This window comes from Faunimonas sp. B44 (assembly GCF_052655945.1).
This window is the reverse complement of record NZ_JBQYEX010000006.1, coordinates 130130-148585: the sequence shown is the minus strand read 5'-3', so window position 1 is coordinate 148585 and position 18456 is coordinate 130130. Positions and strand designations below refer to the sequence as shown.

The following is an 18456-nucleotide window of genomic DNA, read 5'->3' as shown; positions in this document are numbered from 1 at the left end:
TGAAAACCTGCGAACGCGCCTCGGCGCGAGGTGTCAGCCGCGCATTCCGGTTGCCGACCGGGCGAGCCGCTCGATGCGCTTCCAGTCGCCGCCGGCGACCGCCTCCTTCGGCACCACCCAGCTGCCGCCGACGCAGACAACGTTCGGCAGAGCGAGGTAGGCCGGCGCGCTCTCCGCAGTGATTCCGCCCGTCGGGCAGAAGCGGATTGCGGGCAGCGGCTGCGCCAAGGCGGCGAGAAAAGCGCGCCCGCCTGCGGGTTCGGCGGGGAAGAACTTGAGGATCCCGAAGCCTTCGTCGAAGAGCGCCATCGCCTCGCTGGCCGTCGCCGCACCCGGCATCAGCGGAATGCCCGCCTCGCCCGCTGCATAGAGAAGAGCCGGCGTCGCCCCCGGCGAGACGGCGAAGCGTGCGCCCGCCTTCTCGGCCTCGGCGAACTGGGCCTCGCCGAGGACCGTGCCGGCGCCGACGATCGCGCCTTCCACTTCGGCTGCGATCGCGCGGATGGCATCCATCGCAGCCGCCGTGCGCAGCGTCACCTCGATCGCGGGCAGCCCGCCGGCGACGAGCGCGCGCGCCATCGGCACGGCGGCCAACGCGTCCTCCAGCACCACGACGGGAATGACGGGGGCGGCGCCGACGATCGGCCCGAGCGTTTCGACCTGCCTCATGCCTCGCCTCCGAAGGGGAAAATGCCTCCGCCCGCCTCGGCGGGGCCGGCGGTCGCGCGGAAGACCGCGAAGAGCTCGCGGCCCGTGCCTTGCGCGTTGCCGGAGAGATCCGCGGTCGCCGGTGACCGTGCCGCCCACTCGGCAGGATCGACGAGGGCGTCCAGCCGCCCGGCGGCCGCGTCCACGCGAATGACGTCGCCGTCGCGGACGAGCGCGATCGCCCCGCCGTCCGCCGCCTCCGGCGTGACATGGATCGCCGCCGGCACCTTGCCGGACGCCCCGGACATGCGCCCGTCCGTCACGAGGGCCACGGCATGGCCGCGGTCCTGCAGCACGCCGAGCGAGGGCGTGAGCTTGTGGAGCTCGGGCATGCCGTTCGCCTTCGGCCCCTGAAAGCGCACGACCGCGACGACATCGCCGTCGAGCGCGCCGGCCTTGAAGGCCGCGATCAGTTCGTCCTGCGAATGGAACACGCGGGCCGGCGCCTCCACGATTTGCCGGTCCGGCTTCACGGCGGAGGTCTTCATCACGGAGCGGCCGAGATTGCCGGCGAGGAGCCGGAGGCCGCCGGTCGGCTGGAACGGCGCGCCGGCCGGGCGGAGCACGTCGGCGTCATGGGTTTCGCGGGCCGCATCGACCCAGACGAGCCCGCCGTCCGGGGCGAGCCGCGCCTCCCGGCGATAGCCGCCGAGCCCGGTCCCCCAGACGGTGCGGACGTCTTCGTGAAGGAGGCCGGCGTCGAGCAGCTCGCCGATCAGGAAGCCCATGCCGCCCGCCGCCTGGAAATGGTTCACGTCGGCGCGCCCGTTCGGGTAGATCCGGGCGAGCAGCGGCACGACCTCCGACAGCGCGGCGAAATCGTCCCAGGTGATCTCGATGCCGGCCGCGCGCGCGATCGCCACGAGGTGCAGGGTGTGGTTGGTCGAGCCGCCGGTGGCGTGCAGGCCGACGATGCCGTTCACGATCGCCCGCTCGTCGACCACCTCGCCGACGGGCGTGTACTCGTTGCCGAGCGCGGTGATGGCGAGCGCCCGCCTCGCCGCCGCCCCCGTCAGCGCGTCGCGGAGCGGCGTGTTCGGGTTCACGAAGGACGCGCCGGGCAGGTGCAGGCCCATGATCTCCATCAGCATCTGGTTGGAGTTCGCGGTGCCGTAGAACGTGCAGGTGCCCGGGCCGTGATAGGACTGCGATTCCGCATCGAGGAGCTCGGCGCGACCGACCTTGCCTTCGGCGTAGAGCTGCCGGATGCGCGCCTTCTCGTCGTTCGGAAGGCCGCTCGGCATCGGGCCGGCCGGGACGAACACCGCCGGCAGATGGCCGAAGGCGAGAGCCCCGATCAGGAGCCCCGGCACGATCTTGTCGCAGACGCCGAGATAGACGGCGGCGTCGAACATCGCGTGCGAGAGCGCGATCCCGGTCGCCATCGCGATGGCGTCGCGGGAGAAGAGCGAAAGCTCCATGCCGCTCTGGCCCTGCGTGACCCCGTCGCACATCGCCGGCACGCCGCCGGCGACCTGGGCCACGCCGCCGGCCTCGTGCGCCGCGCGCCGGATCAGCTCGGGAAAGCGCTCGAACGGCTGATGCGCCGAGAGCATGTCGTTGTAGGCCGTCACGATCGCGAGGTTCGGCACGACGTCGCCGGCGAGCGCGCGCTTGTCGGAGGTCGAGCAGGCCGCGAAGGCGTGCGCGAGGTTGCCGCAGGCGAGCGTGCCGCGCCGCGGCGCCGCCTCGCGCGCTTGCGCGATACGGCCGAGATAGGCCTGCCGGCGCCGGGCGGAGCGCGCGGCGATGCGCCCGGTGACCGCAAGGATGTCGGAGCGTGGACTCATCGCCTTCTCCCGTTGCAGGCGTGCCGGACACGAAGGCGCCGCCGACCGGCCGTCACCCGCTGTCTTCGTGCCAGTTGCGCCCGTCGCGCTCGATGAGCGCGATGGCGGCGGACGGGCCCCATGTACCGGCTGTATACGGCCGCGGTGCGGCGCCCGAGCGCTCCCAGGCCTCCAGGATCGGGTCGATCCAGGCCCAGGCCGCCTCGACCTCGTCGCGGCGCATGAAGAGCGTCTGGTTGCCGCGGATCACGTCGAGCAGGAGGCGCTCGTAGGCATCCGGGTTGCGGGCCTGAAACGACGTCGCGAAGCTCATGTCGAGGGGGACGTGCCGCAGCCGCATGCCGCCGAGGCCGGGATCCTTGATCATGATCCACTGCTTCACGCCCTCGTCCGGCTGCAGGCGCAGCACCAGGCGGTTGGAATGAATGACGCCCGACCCTTTCGGGAAGATGGAATGCGGGATCGCCTTGAAGGCGACCACGATCTCCGAGACGCGGCTCGCCAGCCGCTTTCCGGTCCGGAGGTAGAACGGCACGCCGGCCCAGCGCCAGTTGCAGATCTCCGAGCGGATCGCCACGAAGGTCTCGGTCGCGCTTTCGGACCGGGCGATCTCGTCGCCATAGGCGACGACGGCGCCACCTTCCGACGCACCGGCGCGGTACTGGCCGCGGACGGTGCAGACGTCGATCTCGTCCTCGCCGATCGGCTTCAGCGCCCGCAGCACCTTCAGCTTCTCGTCGCGGACCGAGTTCGCGTCGAGCGAGTCCGGCGGCTCCATCGCGATCAGGCAGAGGAGCTGCAGGATGTGGTTCTGCACCATGTCTCGGAGCGCACCGGCGCTGTCGTAATAGCCCGCGCGGGAGCCGACGCCGATCGATTCGGCGACCGTGATCTGGACGTGGTCAATATGCGCGGAATTCCAGAGCGGCTCGTAGAGCGAGTTGCCGAAGCGCAGGACCATCAGGTTCTGCACGGTCTCCTTGCCGAGATAATGGTCGATCCGGAAGATCTGGTCCTCGGCGAACACGCTGCCGACCGCCTCGTTGACGGCGCGGGCCGTGGCAAGCGAGCTGCCGATCGGCTTCTCGATGACGAGGCGGGTGTTCGCCGTCACCAGCCGGTGGCGCCCGATGCCCGTGCAGATCTTGCCGAAGAGGTCCGGGCCGACCGCGAGGTAGAACGCGCGGATGCGGTCCTCCGCGCCGGCGAGGAACGCGGCGAGATCCTGCCAGCCGGCGTCCGCCTCGACGTCGACGGCGACGTGACTGACCATCGCGAGGAAAGCGTCGACCGCGCAGCCGTCGCTCTCCGCGCCGGGCAGGAACTCCTGAAGCGACGTCCGCACCGTCTCCCGGAAGGCCTCGTCCTCGCGGCGCGTCCGCGCGACGGCGACGATGCGCGAGCCCGGCGGGATCTGGCCGTCCTTGTGGCGCTGGTAGAGCGCCGGCAGCAGCTTCCGGCGCGCGAGGTCGCCGGTGCCCCCGAACACGACATAGTCGAACGGATCCACCGGGATGACGCGATGCGACATTGATCCTCCGTCGTCGGGCCGGCGACCCATCGCGCCCCCGCCATTGCAGCGGATGCAATCGGGTTGCCAGCCGTACCACGATGGGCGACAAGGATCACCCGCGGCCAAGCGCGGCGGGGAACTTTCCAGGTTAACGAACGTTGCGCGGCCGGGCTTCCGTTACCATCATCCCGCACTCGCCAGCCATCGTTCCTCATAGGGTCCGTTCATGTCGCTCGTCGCCAACACCGCACCGCACCTTCCCTATCTTCGCCGCTTCGCCCGCGCGCTGACCGGCGGCCAGAAGAGCGGGGACGCCTATGTGGTTTCGGTGCTCGAAGCGCTGGTCGAGGCGCCGGAATCCTTCAACGCCGACAACGACCCCCGCGTCGAGCTGTTCAAGGCGTTCTGCCAGTACTGGAACTCGGTGCCCGTCAACCTCGCCCGGACCGAGTACGATCCGGACGAGCTGCAGGGCACCGCGCGCCGCCTGGAGGCGATCACGCCGCTCGCGCGGCAGGCGTTCCTGCTGATGGCCGTGGAGGATTTCTCGGCCTCCGAGATCGCCTACGTGCTCGGCAAGAGCGAGAGCGAGGTCGCCGGGCTCATCGACCAGGCCGGGCGCGAGATCGCCCAGCAGGTGGCGACGGACGTCCTCATCATCGAGGACGAGCCGCTCATCGCGATGGACATCGAGACGCTCGTCAAGTCGCTCGGGCACCGCGTGACCGGGCTCGCCCGCACGCATGCCGAGGCGATCGAGGCGGTCGAGGCGCACCGCCCCGGCCTGGTGCTCGCCGACATCCAGCTCGCCGACGGCAGCTCGGGGCTGGAGGCGGTCAACGAGATGCTGCAGTCGATCTCCGTCCCGGTGGTCTTCATCACCGCCTACCCGGAACGCCTGCTCACCGGCGAGCGGCCGGAGCCCGCCTTCCTGATCACCAAGCCCTTCCAGCCCGAAACCGTGAAGGCGGTCATCAGCCAGGCGCTGTTCTTCGAACGGCGTGCAGGGCGCTGAGCGCGTTCGCGGCAAACGCGAGCCGGCGGATTCTTCTTGGAACTGGCGAGGCTTGGTGGCGTTTCCGCTGAAGTTCCAGAAGGAGTGGTCGCGTGGGTAGGAGCTTGGTGAGCTGGGACGCTGCGCCAAGGCCTGCCGGCCCGGCATTCGGATCGTCCCCGTGCCCGGCATGCCAGCGCCCGCTGCGTGCGGCCCTGCCGGGCCGTCGCACTTCACGCTCGGCGCGCGCAACAGTCGTTCTTTCCGTTCGCACCACGGCCGCCCGTCCGGGGTTGGCGGACATAGCCGGCCCGGATATCTAGCAAGCAAGGCTGGCGGCCCGCCGGCATCGGAAGTCATGGGATACGAGAATTCGACGCAGACCGAGCCGACCCGCACCGCCGACGACGCGGTCGCCGCCGGGCTCGGCCGTCGATTCGAGGCGGCCCTTCAGGGCTCCCAGATGACCATCTGCGGCCAGGATCGCGACGGCGTCTTCACCTGGGTCTTCAACCCGCCCGCCGGCGTGGACGGCGATGCGATCGTCGGGCGCGGCGAGCGCGAGGGGCTGTTCGGCACCGCCGCGGACACGCTCTCCCCGGCGCGGCAGGCGGTGCTGGCCACGGGGGAGCCGCGCAACGTGGAGGTGCGCACCAGCGACGAAGCTGGCCCGCACTGGTACGACGTCCGCATCCTCCCGCAGACGGACGGGAGCGGCGCGATCACCGGCACGATCCTGTCCGCCGTCGACGTCACGGAGCGCAAGGTCCACGAGGAGCATCTGCGGATCGTGCTGCGCGAGCTCGCGCACAGGTCCAAGAACCTGCTGGCCGTGATCCAGGGCATCGCCCGCCAGACCGCCGAAAGCACGAGTTCCACGCAGCAGTTCGTCAGCCGCTTCAACGGCCGGATCTATTCGCTGTCGCGCGCCCACGACGTCCTGACCGATGCCGACTGGCGCGGGGCGCGCATCTTCGACCTGGTGCGCTCGCAGGTGGCGCTCTACGCCGAGCCGCGGCTTTCCAGCATCCAGCTCGAGGGCGAGAACGGGTTCCTCCGGCCCAATGCGGCGCAATATCTCGGGCTGGCGCTGCACGAACTGACGACGAACGCCATCAAGTACGGGGCGCTGTCGGTCCCCGACGGCATCATCGCGGTGCGGTTCGATCGCAGTGCCGACGACCCCGAGCTCTACCGTTTCGCGTGGTCTGAAAGGAGCAGCGCGAGCATGCCTGAGCGCCCGCCCCGCGGGCGGAGCTTCGGGCTGCTGATGCTCTGCAACGTGGTCCCGACCTCCGTCAGCGGAACCGCGCAGCTTTCCTTCCGTCCGGAAGGGCTCGCTTACGAACTCGAGATCCCGAAGGCGCAGCTCGTGCCGTGAGCGGGGCGGGCGACGGGATCCCCTCGGCGGTTGACAGGGGTGGCGCAGGCCTGCTCTGCCGGGGCGGCACCCACGCGAATCCTCGCGGACCTTTCCATAGGGAGACCCGATGACCGACTGGCCCGTCCACGCCACCATCGACGGCCCGATCGTGATGATCGGCTTCGGCTCGATCGGCCGCGGCACGCTTCCGCTCATCCAGCGTCACTTCAGCTACGACCCGAAGCGCCTCGTCGTGATCGACCCCGACGACGGCCACCGTGCGATGCTGGACGCGCAGGGCATCCGCTTCGTCCACGAGGCGGTGACGCGCGAGAACTACCGCGCGCTCCTCACCCCGCTCCTGACCGACGGCCCCGGGCGCGGCTTCTGCGTCAATCTCTCCGTCGACACCTCCTCGCTCGACATCATGAAGCTCTGCCGCGCGCTGGGCGTGCTCTACATCGACACCGTCGTGGAGCCTTGGCCCGGATTCTACTTCGACACGAGCGCCGGTCCGGCGGCGCGCACCAATTATGCGCTCCGGGAGACGGTGCGCGCGGAGAAGCGCGCCAATCCGGGCGGCACGACCGCGGTGTCCTGCTGCGGCGCGAATCCGGGCATGGTGTCCTGGTTCGTGAAGCAGGCCCTCCTCGACCTCGCCGCCGAGCTGGGCGGCGGCCACCGCGAACCGGCCGCCGACGACCGGGCCGGCTGGGCGCGGCTGATGCGCGACCTCGGCGTGAAGGGCATCCACATCGCCGAACGGGACACGCAGCGCGTGAGCCATCCGAAGCCGATGAACGTGTTCTGGAACACCTGGTCGGTCGAGGGCTTCGTGTCGGAAGGCCTGCAGCCGGCGGAACTCGGCTGGGGCAGCCACGAACGCTGGATGCCCGACAACATGCGCGTCCAGGACGACCCAGCGGGCTGCCAAGCGGCGCGCTACATCCTCCAGCCCGGCGCCAACACGCGCGTGAGGACCTGGTGCCCGACGCCGGGGGCGCAGTTCGGCTTCCTGGTCACCCACAACGAAGCGGTCTCGATCGCCGACTACTACACGGTCGGCGCGGGCCTCGATCCGGAGTACCGCCCGACGGTCCACTATGCCTATCATCCGTGCAACGACGCCGTCCTTTCGCTGCACGAAATGTTCGGCCGGGCCGGCGCCGCGCAATCCGAGTTCCACGTCCTCGACGAGCACGAAATCGTGGACGGCATCGACGAGCTCGGCGTGCTCCTCTACGGGCACCCGCGCAACGCCTATTGGTACGGGTCGCAGCTCTCCATCGAGGAGACGCGCCTGATCGCGCCGTACCAGAATGCGACCGGGATGCAGGTCAGCTCGGCCGTGCTGGCGGGCATGGTCTGGGCGCTGGAGAACCCGCAGGCGGGCATCGTGGAGACGGACGAGATGGATTTCCGTCGTTGCCTCGACGTGCAGCGGCCGTATCTCGGCCCGGTCAAGGGCTATTACACCGACTGGACCCCCCTGACCGGCCGCCCCGGCCTGTTTCCGGAAGACATCGACCGGGAGGATCCCTGGCAGTTCAGGAACGTTCTCGTGCGCTGAGGGTTGTTTGCAGAAGCGGCGGAATGGGCATGTGATCGAGCCTGCGGCACTGCTTCACATGATGCGTCTAGTGCCCGGGCAGGTTCCGCTTGCGCGTGCGCTTGCCATCCAGTTTGCTGCGACATGATCGGAAGCTCGCCAGAACGACCTCCCCGGACGGGCGCCCTCGAACCGAACGAGGAGCGCTACCGTGCCCTGCTCGCGACCAACACGGCCCTGGTCTTCGTGACGGACCCGAGGGGCGCCGTCGTCGACTTCTGGGGCTGGGACGACCAGGCGTGCGAGTTCAGGGATACCCTCAAGGGCTTCCGCTGGCAGGACGCGCTGCATCCCGACGACCGCGCCCGCGTCGTCTCGACCTGGTTCCATGCCGTGCGGTCGGGCGCGTGCGATCCGTTCAGGTACCGCCTGAAGTCGCCCGACGGGAGCTACCGGTGGATGGTCACGCGGGCCGTCCCGCTCAGGGACGGCAACGGCAACATTCGGGAGTGGGTCGGCACGACGACCGACATTCACGAGCAGCACGACGCCGCCGATCGCCTTTCGCGCAACGAGGAGCGGCTGCGGGTGGCCGTCGATGCAACGGGGCTCGGCATCTGGGACTTCGACTACCGCACAGGCCAACGCTGGTGGTCCGACGGGAAGCGGGCGCTCCTGGGCATTCCGGATGGCGACCCGATCGGCCTCGAGGCGTTTCTGGCGCTCGTGCACCCCGACGACCGGGCCCGGCTCGACGCCGAAATCGCGCGGGTGTTCGATCCCGCCATCGGCAGGCTCGAGGCGGACTTCCGGATCCGACGCGCCGACGACGGCGCCGAACGGTGGCTGGCATCCTCGGGGCGCGCCTTCTTCGCTTCGGACGGAATGCTCCTGCGGATGATCGGCGTAGCCCGGGACGTGACCGGCCGCAAACGGGCCGAAGAGGCGGTCCGCTCGACGGAGCAACGGTTCCGGAAGGTCGCCTCATCATCGCCGAACGCCTGCGTCCTGTTCGACGAGGCCGGCAACGTGACCTTCTGGAACGAGGGCGCCGAGGGGACGTTCGGCTACACGCCGGAAGAAGCGGTCGGCCGGTCGGTGGAGCTGATCTTTCCGGGCGACCTGTCGGATCGCCTGACGACGATCGGCTCGGGCGACAAGGGGGAATTGCTGGAAACCGTCGGGCGGCACCGGAACGGCCGCGTGTTCCCGGTGGAAGCGACGGTGTCGAGCTGGCTCGAAGGGGGCCGGCGAAACTTCTGCATTCTCGCGCGCGACGTGACGGAACAGCGCGAGCAGCAGGAACGCCTTTTCCGGTTCGCCCATTACGACCAGCTGACCGGCCTTCCCAACCGGCGGCTCATCTGGTCGCGCATCTCGGACGCCCTGGACCGGGACACGCCCGGCGCCCTTCTCCTCGTCGACCTCAGCCGGTTCAAGGAGGTCAACGACAGCATGGGGCACGCCGGCGGCGACCGGCTCCTCGTCGAAGTCGCCGGCCGGCTTCGGGCCGCCGTCGCGGACCATGCGACCGTCGCCCGGCTCGGCGGCGACGAATTCGCGATCTGGCTGCCAGGGGCTTCCGAGCCGACCGCACTGGAAGGCGTCGTCGACGCCATCATGAAGAGCGTCGTCCGCCCCATCCGGATCGGGAGCCGGACGATCTCCGTGGGCGGAAGCGTCGGAACCGCGATCGCGCCGGAGCACGGGCGGACGATCGACGAGCTGATGCTCAACGCCGACCTCGCGCTCTATTCGGCAAAGGCCGACAGCTCGAGCAGCAGCAGGGTATTCTCGCCGGCGCTGCGGGCGGAGAAGGACGAGCGGCAGCGGCTGGAGCGGGAGCTTCGCACCGCACTGAAGCGCGGCGAGTTCGAACTGCACTACCAGCCCCAGGTGAGGCTCGGCAGCGGCGAGATCATCGGCGCGGAAGCGCTCATCCGCTGGCGGCATCCCGAACGCGGCCTCCTCGCGCCCGGCGTCTTTCTCCCGATCCTCAAGGCGCTGCCCATTGCGCAGGCGGTCGGGGACTGGACGATGGCCGAGGCGTGCAGGGAGGCGGCGCGGCTGCGCAGCAGCGGCGCCGGCATCCGCATGGCCGTGAACCTGTTCCAGGAGCAGTTCCGCGGAGGCCGGCTGGTCGAGGTGGTCGAGCAGGCGCTCGCGGCGAACGCCCTGCCGCCGGAATGCCTCGAGCTCGAGATCACGGAGACGATCCTGCTCGACGGCGACGAGACGATCCTCACGACCCTCAGCCGACTGCGCGACCTCGGCGTGCAGATCGCGTTCGACGATTACGGCACAGGCTACGCGTCGCTGAGCCTCCTGAAGAACTTTCCCCTGACCCGCCTGAAGATCGACCGAAGCTTCGTCCAGACGGTGATCGCCAGCAAGGGCGACATCGCCATCATCGACGCCGTCGTCCAGCTCGGCCGGAGCTTCGGGCTGGGCGTCATCGCGGAGGGGGTGGAGAACGCGATGCAGGAGCGCATCCTGCTCTCGCTCGGCTGCAGCGAGGCGCAGGGCTTCCTCTACAGCCCCGCCGTGCCGGCCGACGACCTGCTCGCGCTCCTCCTGCTGCAGGGCGAGCCTGCCAGCTGGCGGGGCGGCGCCCGCCACTACGCCTGAGGATCGCTCAGAGCATCTCGAGCGGGCGCTTCGCTCCGGGAGGCGGAAAGAACGCGTCGAGCTGCGCCGCCGTTTCCGGGCTGAGCGCGACGGCGCGGGCGGCGTGGTTCTCTTCCAGATGGGCGATCGACCCGGCCTTGGGGATCGCGATCACGTTCGGGTGCGCGAGGACGAAGGCGAGCGCGAGCTGCGCGGGCGCGATCCCCTCCGCCGCCGCCAGCCTGCGCAGCTCCGGGCGCACCAGGAGCCTGCCCTGCTCCACGGGTGAATAGGCCATGACAGGGATGCCCCGCCCGGCGCACCACGGCAGGAGGTCGAACTCCACGCCGCGACGGGTCAGATTGTAGAGGATCTGGTTCGTCGCCGGCCGCGCCCCGCCCGCGGCGGCGAGGTCCTCCATGTCGTCGACGTCGAAATTGCTGACGCCCCAGTGCCGGATCTTGCCCGCCGCCTGAAGGCGCGCGAACGCCTCGAGCGTCTCCTCGAGGGCAATGCGCCCGCGCCAATGGAGGAGGTAGAGGTCGATCCGGTCGGTGCGCAACCGGCGGAGGCTGGCGTCGCAGGCCGCAACCGCGCCGTCTCGCCCGGCGTTCTCCGGCATCACCTTGGAGACCAGGAAGACCTCGTCGCGCCGGCCCGCGACCGCCTCCCCGACGAGCTCCTCGGCCGCACCGTCGGCATACATCTCCGCCGTGTCGATCAGCGTCATGCCGAGATCGATGCCGCGCCCGAGGGAAGCGATCTCCTCGCTGCGCCGCCGGCGGTCCTCCGCCATGCCCCAGGTGCCCTGGCCGAGCGCCGGCACCGTCTCCCCCGAAGGAAGCCTCGCCATCCCGCTGGGCGCTGTCATGACGATACCCGACACTCCGAACAGCCGGCCCGATCAGCCGGCGAAGGAAACCCGATGGCCGCCGGCGAGGCGTCCAGACGTCTTCCGGTCTCGCCGGACGGAGCGTACACGCGAATCGCCCGGGCCGAAATAGTATGCCGGCTAAATCTTGTCGAGCGCCAGCGGCACGGCCGCATAGATGCCGGCGCGCAGCAGAAGTTCGGCCACCCGGCGCGGGCTCGCGCCGGTCTGCTCGTGGCGGGCTGCCAGGCGCCGGGCGACGGGCGCAACGTGAAGCACGCCGCCGGTCTCGATCGCCTCCGCGACCGCCTTGCGGATGTCGTCGAGCAGCGCGCTCTCCATCGCCAGTCTCCCCCCGCCCGCCCCGCCGCCGATTCGCGGAGACGGGCCTCGCGGTACCGGCACGGCGTGATCATAAGATGACGAGGGCGGCGGCGTGCGGCGTGACGTGCAGGACGGGTCAGGCGATCCGGACCACGAAGGCTGTGCCGGGATCGAGCCGCTCGTAGCGCACGTCGCCCTGCAGCTGGCGCGCCAGCCCCTCGACGATGCGGAAGCCGAGCGAGCGGCGCTTGCGCTCGTCGAAATCGGCCGGCAGGCCGACGCCGGTGTCCGACACGCGGAGCACGGCGCCGCCTTCCGGCGTCCGCACCAGTTTCACCTCGATCAGTCCGCCGTCCGGATAGGCGTATTTCAGGCCGTTCGTGACGAGCTCGTTCAGAACGAGGGCGATCGGGACGGCGCGGTCCATGCCGGTCTCGACCGGCTCCGCGTCGATTGCGATCCGGACGCCCGGCTTGGCGCTCGCCCGCTCGATGTCGCCGCAGAGCTCGGCGAGGTACAGATCGAGGCGGACGCTCTCGGTTGTCACGCCGGCATAGAGCCGCTCGTGCACGCCCGCGACGATCCGGATGCGCGACTGCGCCTCCTGGAACACCCTGCGCTGATCCGGGTCTGCGATCGCGGCGCTCTGCAGCGACAGCATGGAGGAGACGAGCTGCAGGCTGTTCTTGACCCGGTGGTTCACTTCGCGAAGCAGGATCTCCTTGGCGGCGAGCGCGCTGCGGAGCGCCGCGTCGGTATCCTTCCGCTCGGTGACGTCGAGGATGGTGCCGATCAGGCGGACCGGCTTGCGCGCCGCCTCGTCGTAGAGCATCTGACCGCTGCCCTGGACCCAGCGCACCGTTCCGTCCGGCCGCACGATGCGATGCTCGACGGCAAGCTCGCCGCCGCTCGCCGGGTCGAAGGTCGCCTGCACCGTGTCGCGCACGCGATCGCGGTCGGCCGGATGGAGGAGGTCCAGCCAGAGCTCGTAGGACGGCGCTTCTCCCGCCGAAAGACCGAGGATCTCGCACAGCCGCTCCGACCAGATCGTGCGGCCCGTGCCGATGTCCCAGTCCCAGATGCCGATCCCGGTCGCCTCGATGGCGAGGGCGAGGCGGCGGCGCTCCACTTCGGCCTCGGCGGCGCGGAGGTTCGCCTCGAGCGCCCGAAGCTCCGCCTCGCGCCGTGCGTGCACCTTCTCGGTGATGTCGATGGCGAGCGTGACGACGCCCTCCGTGTCGCCGGCCTCGCCGAGGAGCGGCAGGTGCGCCAGGTCCCAGTAGAGCGGGCGGCCGTTCTCCCCCATCTCCAGCATGACCTCGCGCAGGAGCGAGGGCTTCCCGCCCGACAGGACCGCGTCGCGGCCGGCGCCGCCGGCCTGGAAGGGATCCCGCAGGTCCGCGGCCGTGCTTCCCACCGGGTCCGCATCCTGGCGGCTCAACAGCTTCCGGTAGTAACGGTTGGCGTGCACGAACCGGTGCTCGGGCCCGACGGTCACGGCGATCGCGACCGGCAGCACCTCGATCAGCGTCCGCAACGCCTCGCCGCCCAGCGCGACGCCGGCCGCGCCGACTTCGATCCCGCGCAGCTCCCGTATCCACGGCAGCAGCGATCCCAAGGGCATGCCCCACGCCTCCCCGCCGCTCTGTTGTGACGGATCGCCGGACGCGGTCAACAGCAAAGTGGACGGTCGCCCGCCCGCCTGGATCAACGGTTCGGCATGATGAACGGATGCAACCGGAAATTGCACGCAGTCGCGTCGCGGTCAGTCCTCTTCCGCGTCGACCTTCTTCGGCTCCACCGACAGGAAGTCGGCAAAGGCCTCGAGCCCCTCGACGTGACTGCAGAAGATCTTGATGCCGACCATGATGGGGACCGCGATGAGCATGCCGACGATGCCCCACAGCCAGCCCCAGAAGGCGACCGCCAGAAACACCGCCACGGCATTCATGGCGAGGCGGCGGCCGACGATCATCGGCGTCAGGAACTGCCCCTCGATGGTCGTGCAGAGCAGGTAGACCGCGGGCGCGTAAAGGGCCTGCTGCAGGGTCGGGAATTCCATGATCGCCGCGAGCGCGACGGTGCCGACGCCGAGCAGGGCGCCGACATAGGGGATGAAGTTCGCAAGCGTGGCGAGCGTGCCCCACAAGACCGGGTTCGGCATGCCGACGGCCCACAGGCAGAGGCCGACGGCGACGCCGAGCCCGATATTGATGAGCGAGATCGTCAGGAGGTAGCGCGACAGCTCGCGCTCGATGTCGTGCGCGATCCGCATGGCCCGCTTCTTGTCCGTGAAGGAGGGCATGGCGCGCACGATCTTCACGTAGAAGAGATCGCCGGAGGCGAGCAGGAAGATGAGCAGGACGACGGCGAACACCGCCTTCGCCGCCAGGTCCGCCAGCCCTTCGGCGGCGCCCGACGCCAGGCCGGGCTCGCGGACGACGACTTCCTGCACGTCGTCCTGCGCCGGCTCCCGCTCGCCCTTGGTGAGCTTGTCGACCTGCTCGGAGGCCTGCTCGATCTGCTGCACGGGGTTGCGCAGCGAGCCGAGCTTCCGCTCCAGCTCGTAGCCGACGAGCGGCGCCTGTGCCATCCAGCGCCCGACCGGGTCGGAGAGGACGTAGGCGCCGGTTCCGATCCCGATGATGCCGGAGCCGACGAGGAGCGCGGCCGTGATGAAGGCCGGGACGCCGCGCCGCGAGGCGAAGCGCACGATCGGGCTCAGCACCAGCGCGAAGAGAAAAGCCAGCGCGACGGGCAGGAGGAAGCCCTTGGCGAGATAGAACAGGCCGGCGAGCAGGATGAAGAAGATGCCGACGACCGCCCAGCGCGGCGCGGCATGGGGCGTCTCCGCGACGACCTCGACCGGCGGCGTTTCAACCGGCGGGGCGGGCGCGGGGAGCGTGCTGTCGTTCAACGGTTCGGCCTGTTTGATCGAGACCGAGAATGCCCGGCCGGGCTGCACTGTTCCAGCAATCCGGAAACGAAGTTAAGTCCCTGCCGCCCCTCGCCTTCAGCGCCACCAGGCGAGCGGGTCGGCGCCGAACAACCTCAGATGCCCGTCCGCCACCAAGAGGGCGTAGGCGACGAGGCCGAGCGCCGCCCCCACTGCACTTCGGGTGGTGTAGAGGGGCGGCGCGCGGCCGGCGAGAAGCGCGGCGAAGGGAAGCGCCGACGTCCGGCGCGCCGCTTGCGACCAGGCGGCCTCGCCGAGCTTCTGCCGCGCGCGCCGGTCGGCGACGGCCATGCCGCGCCAGGCGAAGATTGCGAAGGCGCCGAAGAGCAGGACCGACACGAGGTCGCCATTGGCGACGAGGTGCGAGGCCGCCCACAGCAGGAAGGCCCACAGGAGCGGGTGGCGGGTGATCGCCAGCACGCCGCCGATCCGCGCCGCATCGGGCGCGCCGCGGAAACCGACGGACAGCGGATTCGGCTCGGCGAGCGCCGCCCCGAAGAGGGCGGAGGCGAACGGCATCACAATCAGCGGCACGGCCGCGGTGGCGGGCGAAGGCGGCCAGAGCTCGATGTAGGGCGCGCGCGCCGCGGCGAGGATGACCCAACCGAGGAGCACGAGCGAAAGGACGGCATAGAGGCCGATGTAGAGCGGCCGGCCGAGCGCCGCGATCAGGCGCCCGCGCAGGCCCGTCGCCGCCGGGATGACGTGGGCGAGCAGGAAGACGGCGATGGCGGCGACGAATTCGGTCATGGCGGGACGGGCAGGACGATGGCGACCCGCTCCTCTTATCCGCTCGCCCGCGTTTCGTCGCCTGCGCTTCAGCGCAGGTCGGCGCGCGGACCGGTCAGCACCTTCCAGTAGCCGACCGCGAACGTCAGGAACGCGCCGCTCCAGAGCGCCGCGCCGGCGGCAAGCAGCGCGGCGTAGCTCTCACCGGCGAAGGGGGCTGCGACCCGGAGCGCCGCACCGAGCGTCACCAGGACGTAGATCGCGACCGTCACGGGATCGGACGCGATCGGCCGGCCGGTATGGCCGAGCGATGCCCGCGTCATGACGGCGAGCGTCATCGTCGCGATCGCGCCGGCGGTGAGCGCATGGAGGGCGGCGCTGTGCGGCACGGCTCCCGGCGCCAGGATCGCCAGCCCGAGCAGCGCGAGCGCGAGCGCGAGCCAGAGATATCCGACATGAAGGATGAAGACGATCGGCTCCCGGACGGCGGCGATCCCTTGCCAGCGCGCGAGCCGGACCAGATGAACGGACCCGGCGGCGATCAGGAGCAGCGCAGTCCCCCGATGATCGGGCAGGACGACCCAGGAGGCGAGCGCGCCGACCGCCGCGACGAGCGCGATCCGGTCGACCGGGCCGAAGCTGCCGGGCAGGCGCGCGGCCTTCGCCCGCGCGAGCCAGTTGCGCGTGAAGCTCGGCACGATGCGGCCGCCGACGAGCGCGATCATGGTGGCGGCCACAGCCAGCGCGAGACGCTCGCTGAAGCCGGCAAGGTCGGGGACGATCCGGACCAAATGGTGGATCAGATTGGCCACGCCGAACAGCGTGATGAGGGCGGCGATCGGCAAGTTCCTGATGTTCTTGCCGGCCAGGATCTCGCGCCAGATGGCGAGCGCGAAGACGACAGGAAAGGCGAGGTCCACCGCCATGACGAGGTTCGGCCACGGCAGGAGGGCGACGGCGATGCGCCCGGCCAGCCAGAGCGCGACGAGGCCGGCCAACGGCGCGCCGCTGAGCGGCAGGCGGCCCGTCCAGTTGGGGACGGCGGTGAGCGCGAAGCCGGCGATGACCGCGGCGAGGTAGCCGTACAGCATCTCGTGGACGTGCCAGTCGAGGCCGGAGAACGGCCCGGGGGGCTCGGCGCCCGAGAAGTAGAGAAGGACCCAGATCGGCACGGAAAGCGCCGCCCAGAGCGCCGCGCCCAGGAAGAACGGCCGGAAGCCGTAACTCAGGATCGCCGGCGCCGACCGGCGACGGCCGCGCCGGTCGATGCTCGTGTCGCCTGCCGCGACCCGCGCCCGGGGCTGGGACCGGTCCGCGCCGCCCTTCGGCAGGTGCCCGGCGGCGTCCGACATGCTCATGCCAGATCTCCGAACCGGTCCGGCACCTCGATGCGGGCAAGGGCGGCGGCCGGCAGCGGCCGGACGGCCCTTGCGCTCGCCGCCGCCGCCCGCATCGCCCATGCCCCTTCGCTCGCCGCCCCCACGATGTCGTCGAAGAGCTGACGGAGTTCCTCGAAGGCGCTCGCATCGGGCTCGTCGGCCCTGATCTCCTCCAGCTCCGCGAGCAGCGTCACGGCCTGGTCGATCCGGCGGCGGCAGTCTCTGGCAGAGCGCAGATAGATTTCGCGGAGCTTGACCGGCTCGGCGGTCATGAAGCGGTCGAGCGCCACGTCGAGGGCGGCACGGCAACCGCAATCGAGCTCCACGTGCGATATCGTGCGTTTCAGGTCATGCAGCACGGCTTCGGCATCGACATCGAAGACGGCCCGGTCCTCGTGCCGGAACCGCCCGGGATAAGCTCCCAGCGCAGCAATCGTCATGGCCCTTCTCTCCGCACGAGAACGGCCGGCCCGCCGAAGCGGACCGGCCCACCGCTCCGCCCTATTGCCGGAGCATTCCGATCTTCTCATCGATCCCTTCGCGGAAGATGTCGGGCTGTTCCGGCCCTTCCACGACGAGCGTGCCCACCAGGCCGCGTGCGGCCCGCGAGAGCGCATGGTCGACGAGGACGTATTCGCCCGGCACTTCGAGCTTCAGGTCGACCGCCGCCGCACCGCCCGGAGGCACCGAGATGGTCTGGACGTCCTTGAGCGGCTCGCTCGTGAGCGAGGCAAGCGGGTAGGCCCTGTCGAAGATCTCCCCGATCACGTGGAAGCTGGAGGTCTTGTTCGGCCCGCCGACCCCGAAATAGATCCGGACCGTTTCACCGACTTTCGCCCTCAGCGCATTGTCGCCCGTGAGCGCCTCGGCGGCGCCGTTGAAGACGTAGTATTCCGGCTGCTCGTTCATCAGCTTGTCAAAGCTCTCGGTCAGGTGACCGGACGTGCCGAACGCCTCCTCGGTGTAGATCTCGCCCTGCATCACGTAGAATTCGCGATCAACCGGCGGCAGACCTTCGGCCGGCTCGACCAGGATCATGCCGTACATGCCGTTGGCGATGTGCGAGGCGGCCATCGGCACCGCGCAATGGTAGACGTAGAGGCCCGGGTTCAGCGCCTTGAACGTGAAGCCCTTGGTCTCGCCGGGCTCGGCCAGCGTGGCGTGACCGCCGCCGTGCAGGCCGGTCACCGCGTGGAAGTCCACGTTGTGCATCATGGCGCTGGTCTCGGCGTTGGTGAGCCGCACCTCGACGATGTCGCCGACCTTGACGCGGACGAGCGGACCCGGGACCTTGTGGTCGAAGGTCCAATAGGTATAGGTCGTGCCGTCGGCGAGCTGGCCGTCCAGCTCGACGGTCTCCAGATCGATCCTCACCGTCTCCGGCGCGCGCATGCCGAGCGGCGCGGGGAGATCGGTCGGCGCGCGGACGATGTTCGCGGCCGGGGCCTCTTCGGCCAGTGCGGGAACGGCTGCGCCAAGGGCTGCGGACGAGATTGCAGCTGCCGCGACGGTCGCGAGTAGAGCTGCGGGGGCTTTCATTTGAACTGTCCTTTCGACCGGGTCGATTTCGTCGTGGGGTCGTCTTACGACGCACGGCGGAAGGCCTCTTTGCGCTCCCGCAAACACGGTGTCCTATCCGGATCGCCTGCTCGCGCGTTGTCGCCCGGGCCGGT

Annotated in this window: 15 protein-coding genes; 4 read left to right on the top strand and 11 right to left on the bottom strand. The window is 70.2% G+C overall.

Translation table 11 applies throughout. The annotated features are described in order from the left end of the window. Positions 1-33: 33 nt before the first annotated feature. From eda to zwf, 3 genes are read right to left on the bottom strand one after another with little or no spacing between them, the layout of a single operon-like run. Positions 34-669: a bifunctional 4-hydroxy-2-oxoglutarate aldolase/2-dehydro-3-deoxy-phosphogluconate aldolase gene (eda, locus tag ACUN0C_RS13100; protein ID WP_445466826.1), complete on the bottom strand. Its 636-nt coding sequence runs from the start codon at positions 667-669 to the stop codon at positions 34-36. Then, a complete protein-coding gene (gene edd / locus ACUN0C_RS13095; protein WP_445466825.1) occupies positions 666-2498 on the bottom strand; it encodes a phosphogluconate dehydratase in 1833 nt (610 codons plus the stop codon). Before edd ends, eda begins: the two co-directional genes overlap by 4 nt. Before the next feature lie 52 nt (positions 2499-2550). Beyond that, a complete protein-coding gene (zwf, locus tag ACUN0C_RS13090) occupies positions 2551-4029 on the bottom strand; it encodes a glucose-6-phosphate dehydrogenase (RefSeq protein ID WP_445466824.1) in 1479 nt (492 codons plus the stop codon). Positions 4030-4237: 208 nt separating this feature from the next. Here zwf and ACUN0C_RS13085 point away from each other — a divergent pair, with 208 nt between their 5' ends. The 4 genes from ACUN0C_RS13085 to ACUN0C_RS13070 all read left to right on the top strand — a co-directional run bounded on the left by ACUN0C_RS13085 (position 4238) and on the right by ACUN0C_RS13070 (position 10545). Beyond that, the gene (locus ACUN0C_RS13085) at positions 4238-5026 is read left to right on the top strand and encodes a response regulator (protein WP_445466823.1); all 789 of its coding nucleotides are present in this window, start codon (positions 4238-4240) and stop codon (positions 5024-5026) included. 337 nt (positions 5027-5363) lie between these two features. After that, positions 5364-6386, top strand: coding sequence for an HWE histidine kinase domain-containing protein (locus tag ACUN0C_RS13080; protein WP_445466822.1), 1023 nt, complete (start codon positions 5364-5366; stop codon positions 6384-6386). 109 nt (positions 6387-6495) lie between these two features. Beyond that, the gene (locus ACUN0C_RS13075) at positions 6496-7938 is read left to right on the top strand and encodes a homospermidine synthase (RefSeq protein WP_445466821.1); all 1443 of its coding nucleotides are present in this window, start codon (positions 6496-6498) and stop codon (positions 7936-7938) included. 123 nt (positions 7939-8061) lie between these two features. Continuing rightward, positions 8062-10545 (top strand): sensor domain-containing protein, encoded by a 2484-nt coding sequence (locus ACUN0C_RS13070; protein WP_445466820.1) that lies wholly within the window; start codon positions 8062-8064, stop codon positions 10543-10545. Positions 10546-10552: 7 nt separating this feature from the next. Here ACUN0C_RS13070 and ACUN0C_RS13065 read toward each other — a convergent pair whose 3' ends face one another. From ACUN0C_RS13065 to nirK, 8 genes are all read right to left on the bottom strand, one after another. Beyond that, positions 10553-11395 carry an aldo/keto reductase gene (locus tag ACUN0C_RS13065; RefSeq protein WP_445466819.1) on the bottom strand — a complete coding sequence of 281 codons (843 nt, stop codon included), beginning with the start codon at positions 11393-11395 and terminating at the stop codon, positions 10553-10555. Positions 11396-11536: 141 nt separating this feature from the next. Then, positions 11537-11737, bottom strand: a complete 201-nt coding sequence (locus tag ACUN0C_RS13060) for a hypothetical protein (RefSeq protein WP_445466818.1) — start codon at positions 11735-11737, stop codon at positions 11537-11539. 118 nt (positions 11738-11855) lie between these two features. After that, positions 11856-13343, bottom strand: coding sequence for a histidine kinase dimerization/phosphoacceptor domain -containing protein (locus tag ACUN0C_RS13055; protein ID WP_445466817.1), 1488 nt, complete (start codon positions 13341-13343; stop codon positions 11856-11858). 141 nt (positions 13344-13484) lie between these two features. Further along, positions 13485-14636 carry an AI-2E family transporter gene (locus tag ACUN0C_RS13050; protein WP_445466816.1) on the bottom strand — a complete coding sequence of 384 codons (1152 nt, stop codon included), beginning with the start codon at positions 14634-14636 and terminating at the stop codon, positions 13485-13487. Between the two features lie 96 nt (positions 14637-14732). Then, complete coding sequence (locus ACUN0C_RS13045; RefSeq protein WP_445466815.1) at positions 14733-15425, bottom strand: NnrU family protein; 693 nt, start codon at positions 15423-15425, stop codon at positions 14733-14735. A 68-nt stretch (positions 15426-15493) separates the two neighbouring features. Beyond that, positions 15494-16762 carry an NnrS family protein gene (locus tag ACUN0C_RS13040; protein ID WP_445466814.1) on the bottom strand — a complete coding sequence of 423 codons (1269 nt, stop codon included), beginning with the start codon at positions 16760-16762 and terminating at the stop codon, positions 15494-15496. Beyond that, complete coding sequence (locus ACUN0C_RS13035; protein WP_445466813.1) at positions 16759-17223, bottom strand: hypothetical protein; 465 nt, start codon at positions 17221-17223, stop codon at positions 16759-16761. Before ACUN0C_RS13035 ends, ACUN0C_RS13040 begins: the two co-directional genes overlap by 4 nt. A gap of 61 nt (positions 17224-17284) precedes the next feature. Next, positions 17285-18322 carry a copper-containing nitrite reductase gene (gene nirK, locus ACUN0C_RS13030; RefSeq protein WP_445466812.1) on the bottom strand — a complete coding sequence of 346 codons (1038 nt, stop codon included), beginning with the start codon at positions 18320-18322 and terminating at the stop codon, positions 17285-17287. Between the last annotated feature and the right edge of the window lie 134 nt (positions 18323-18456).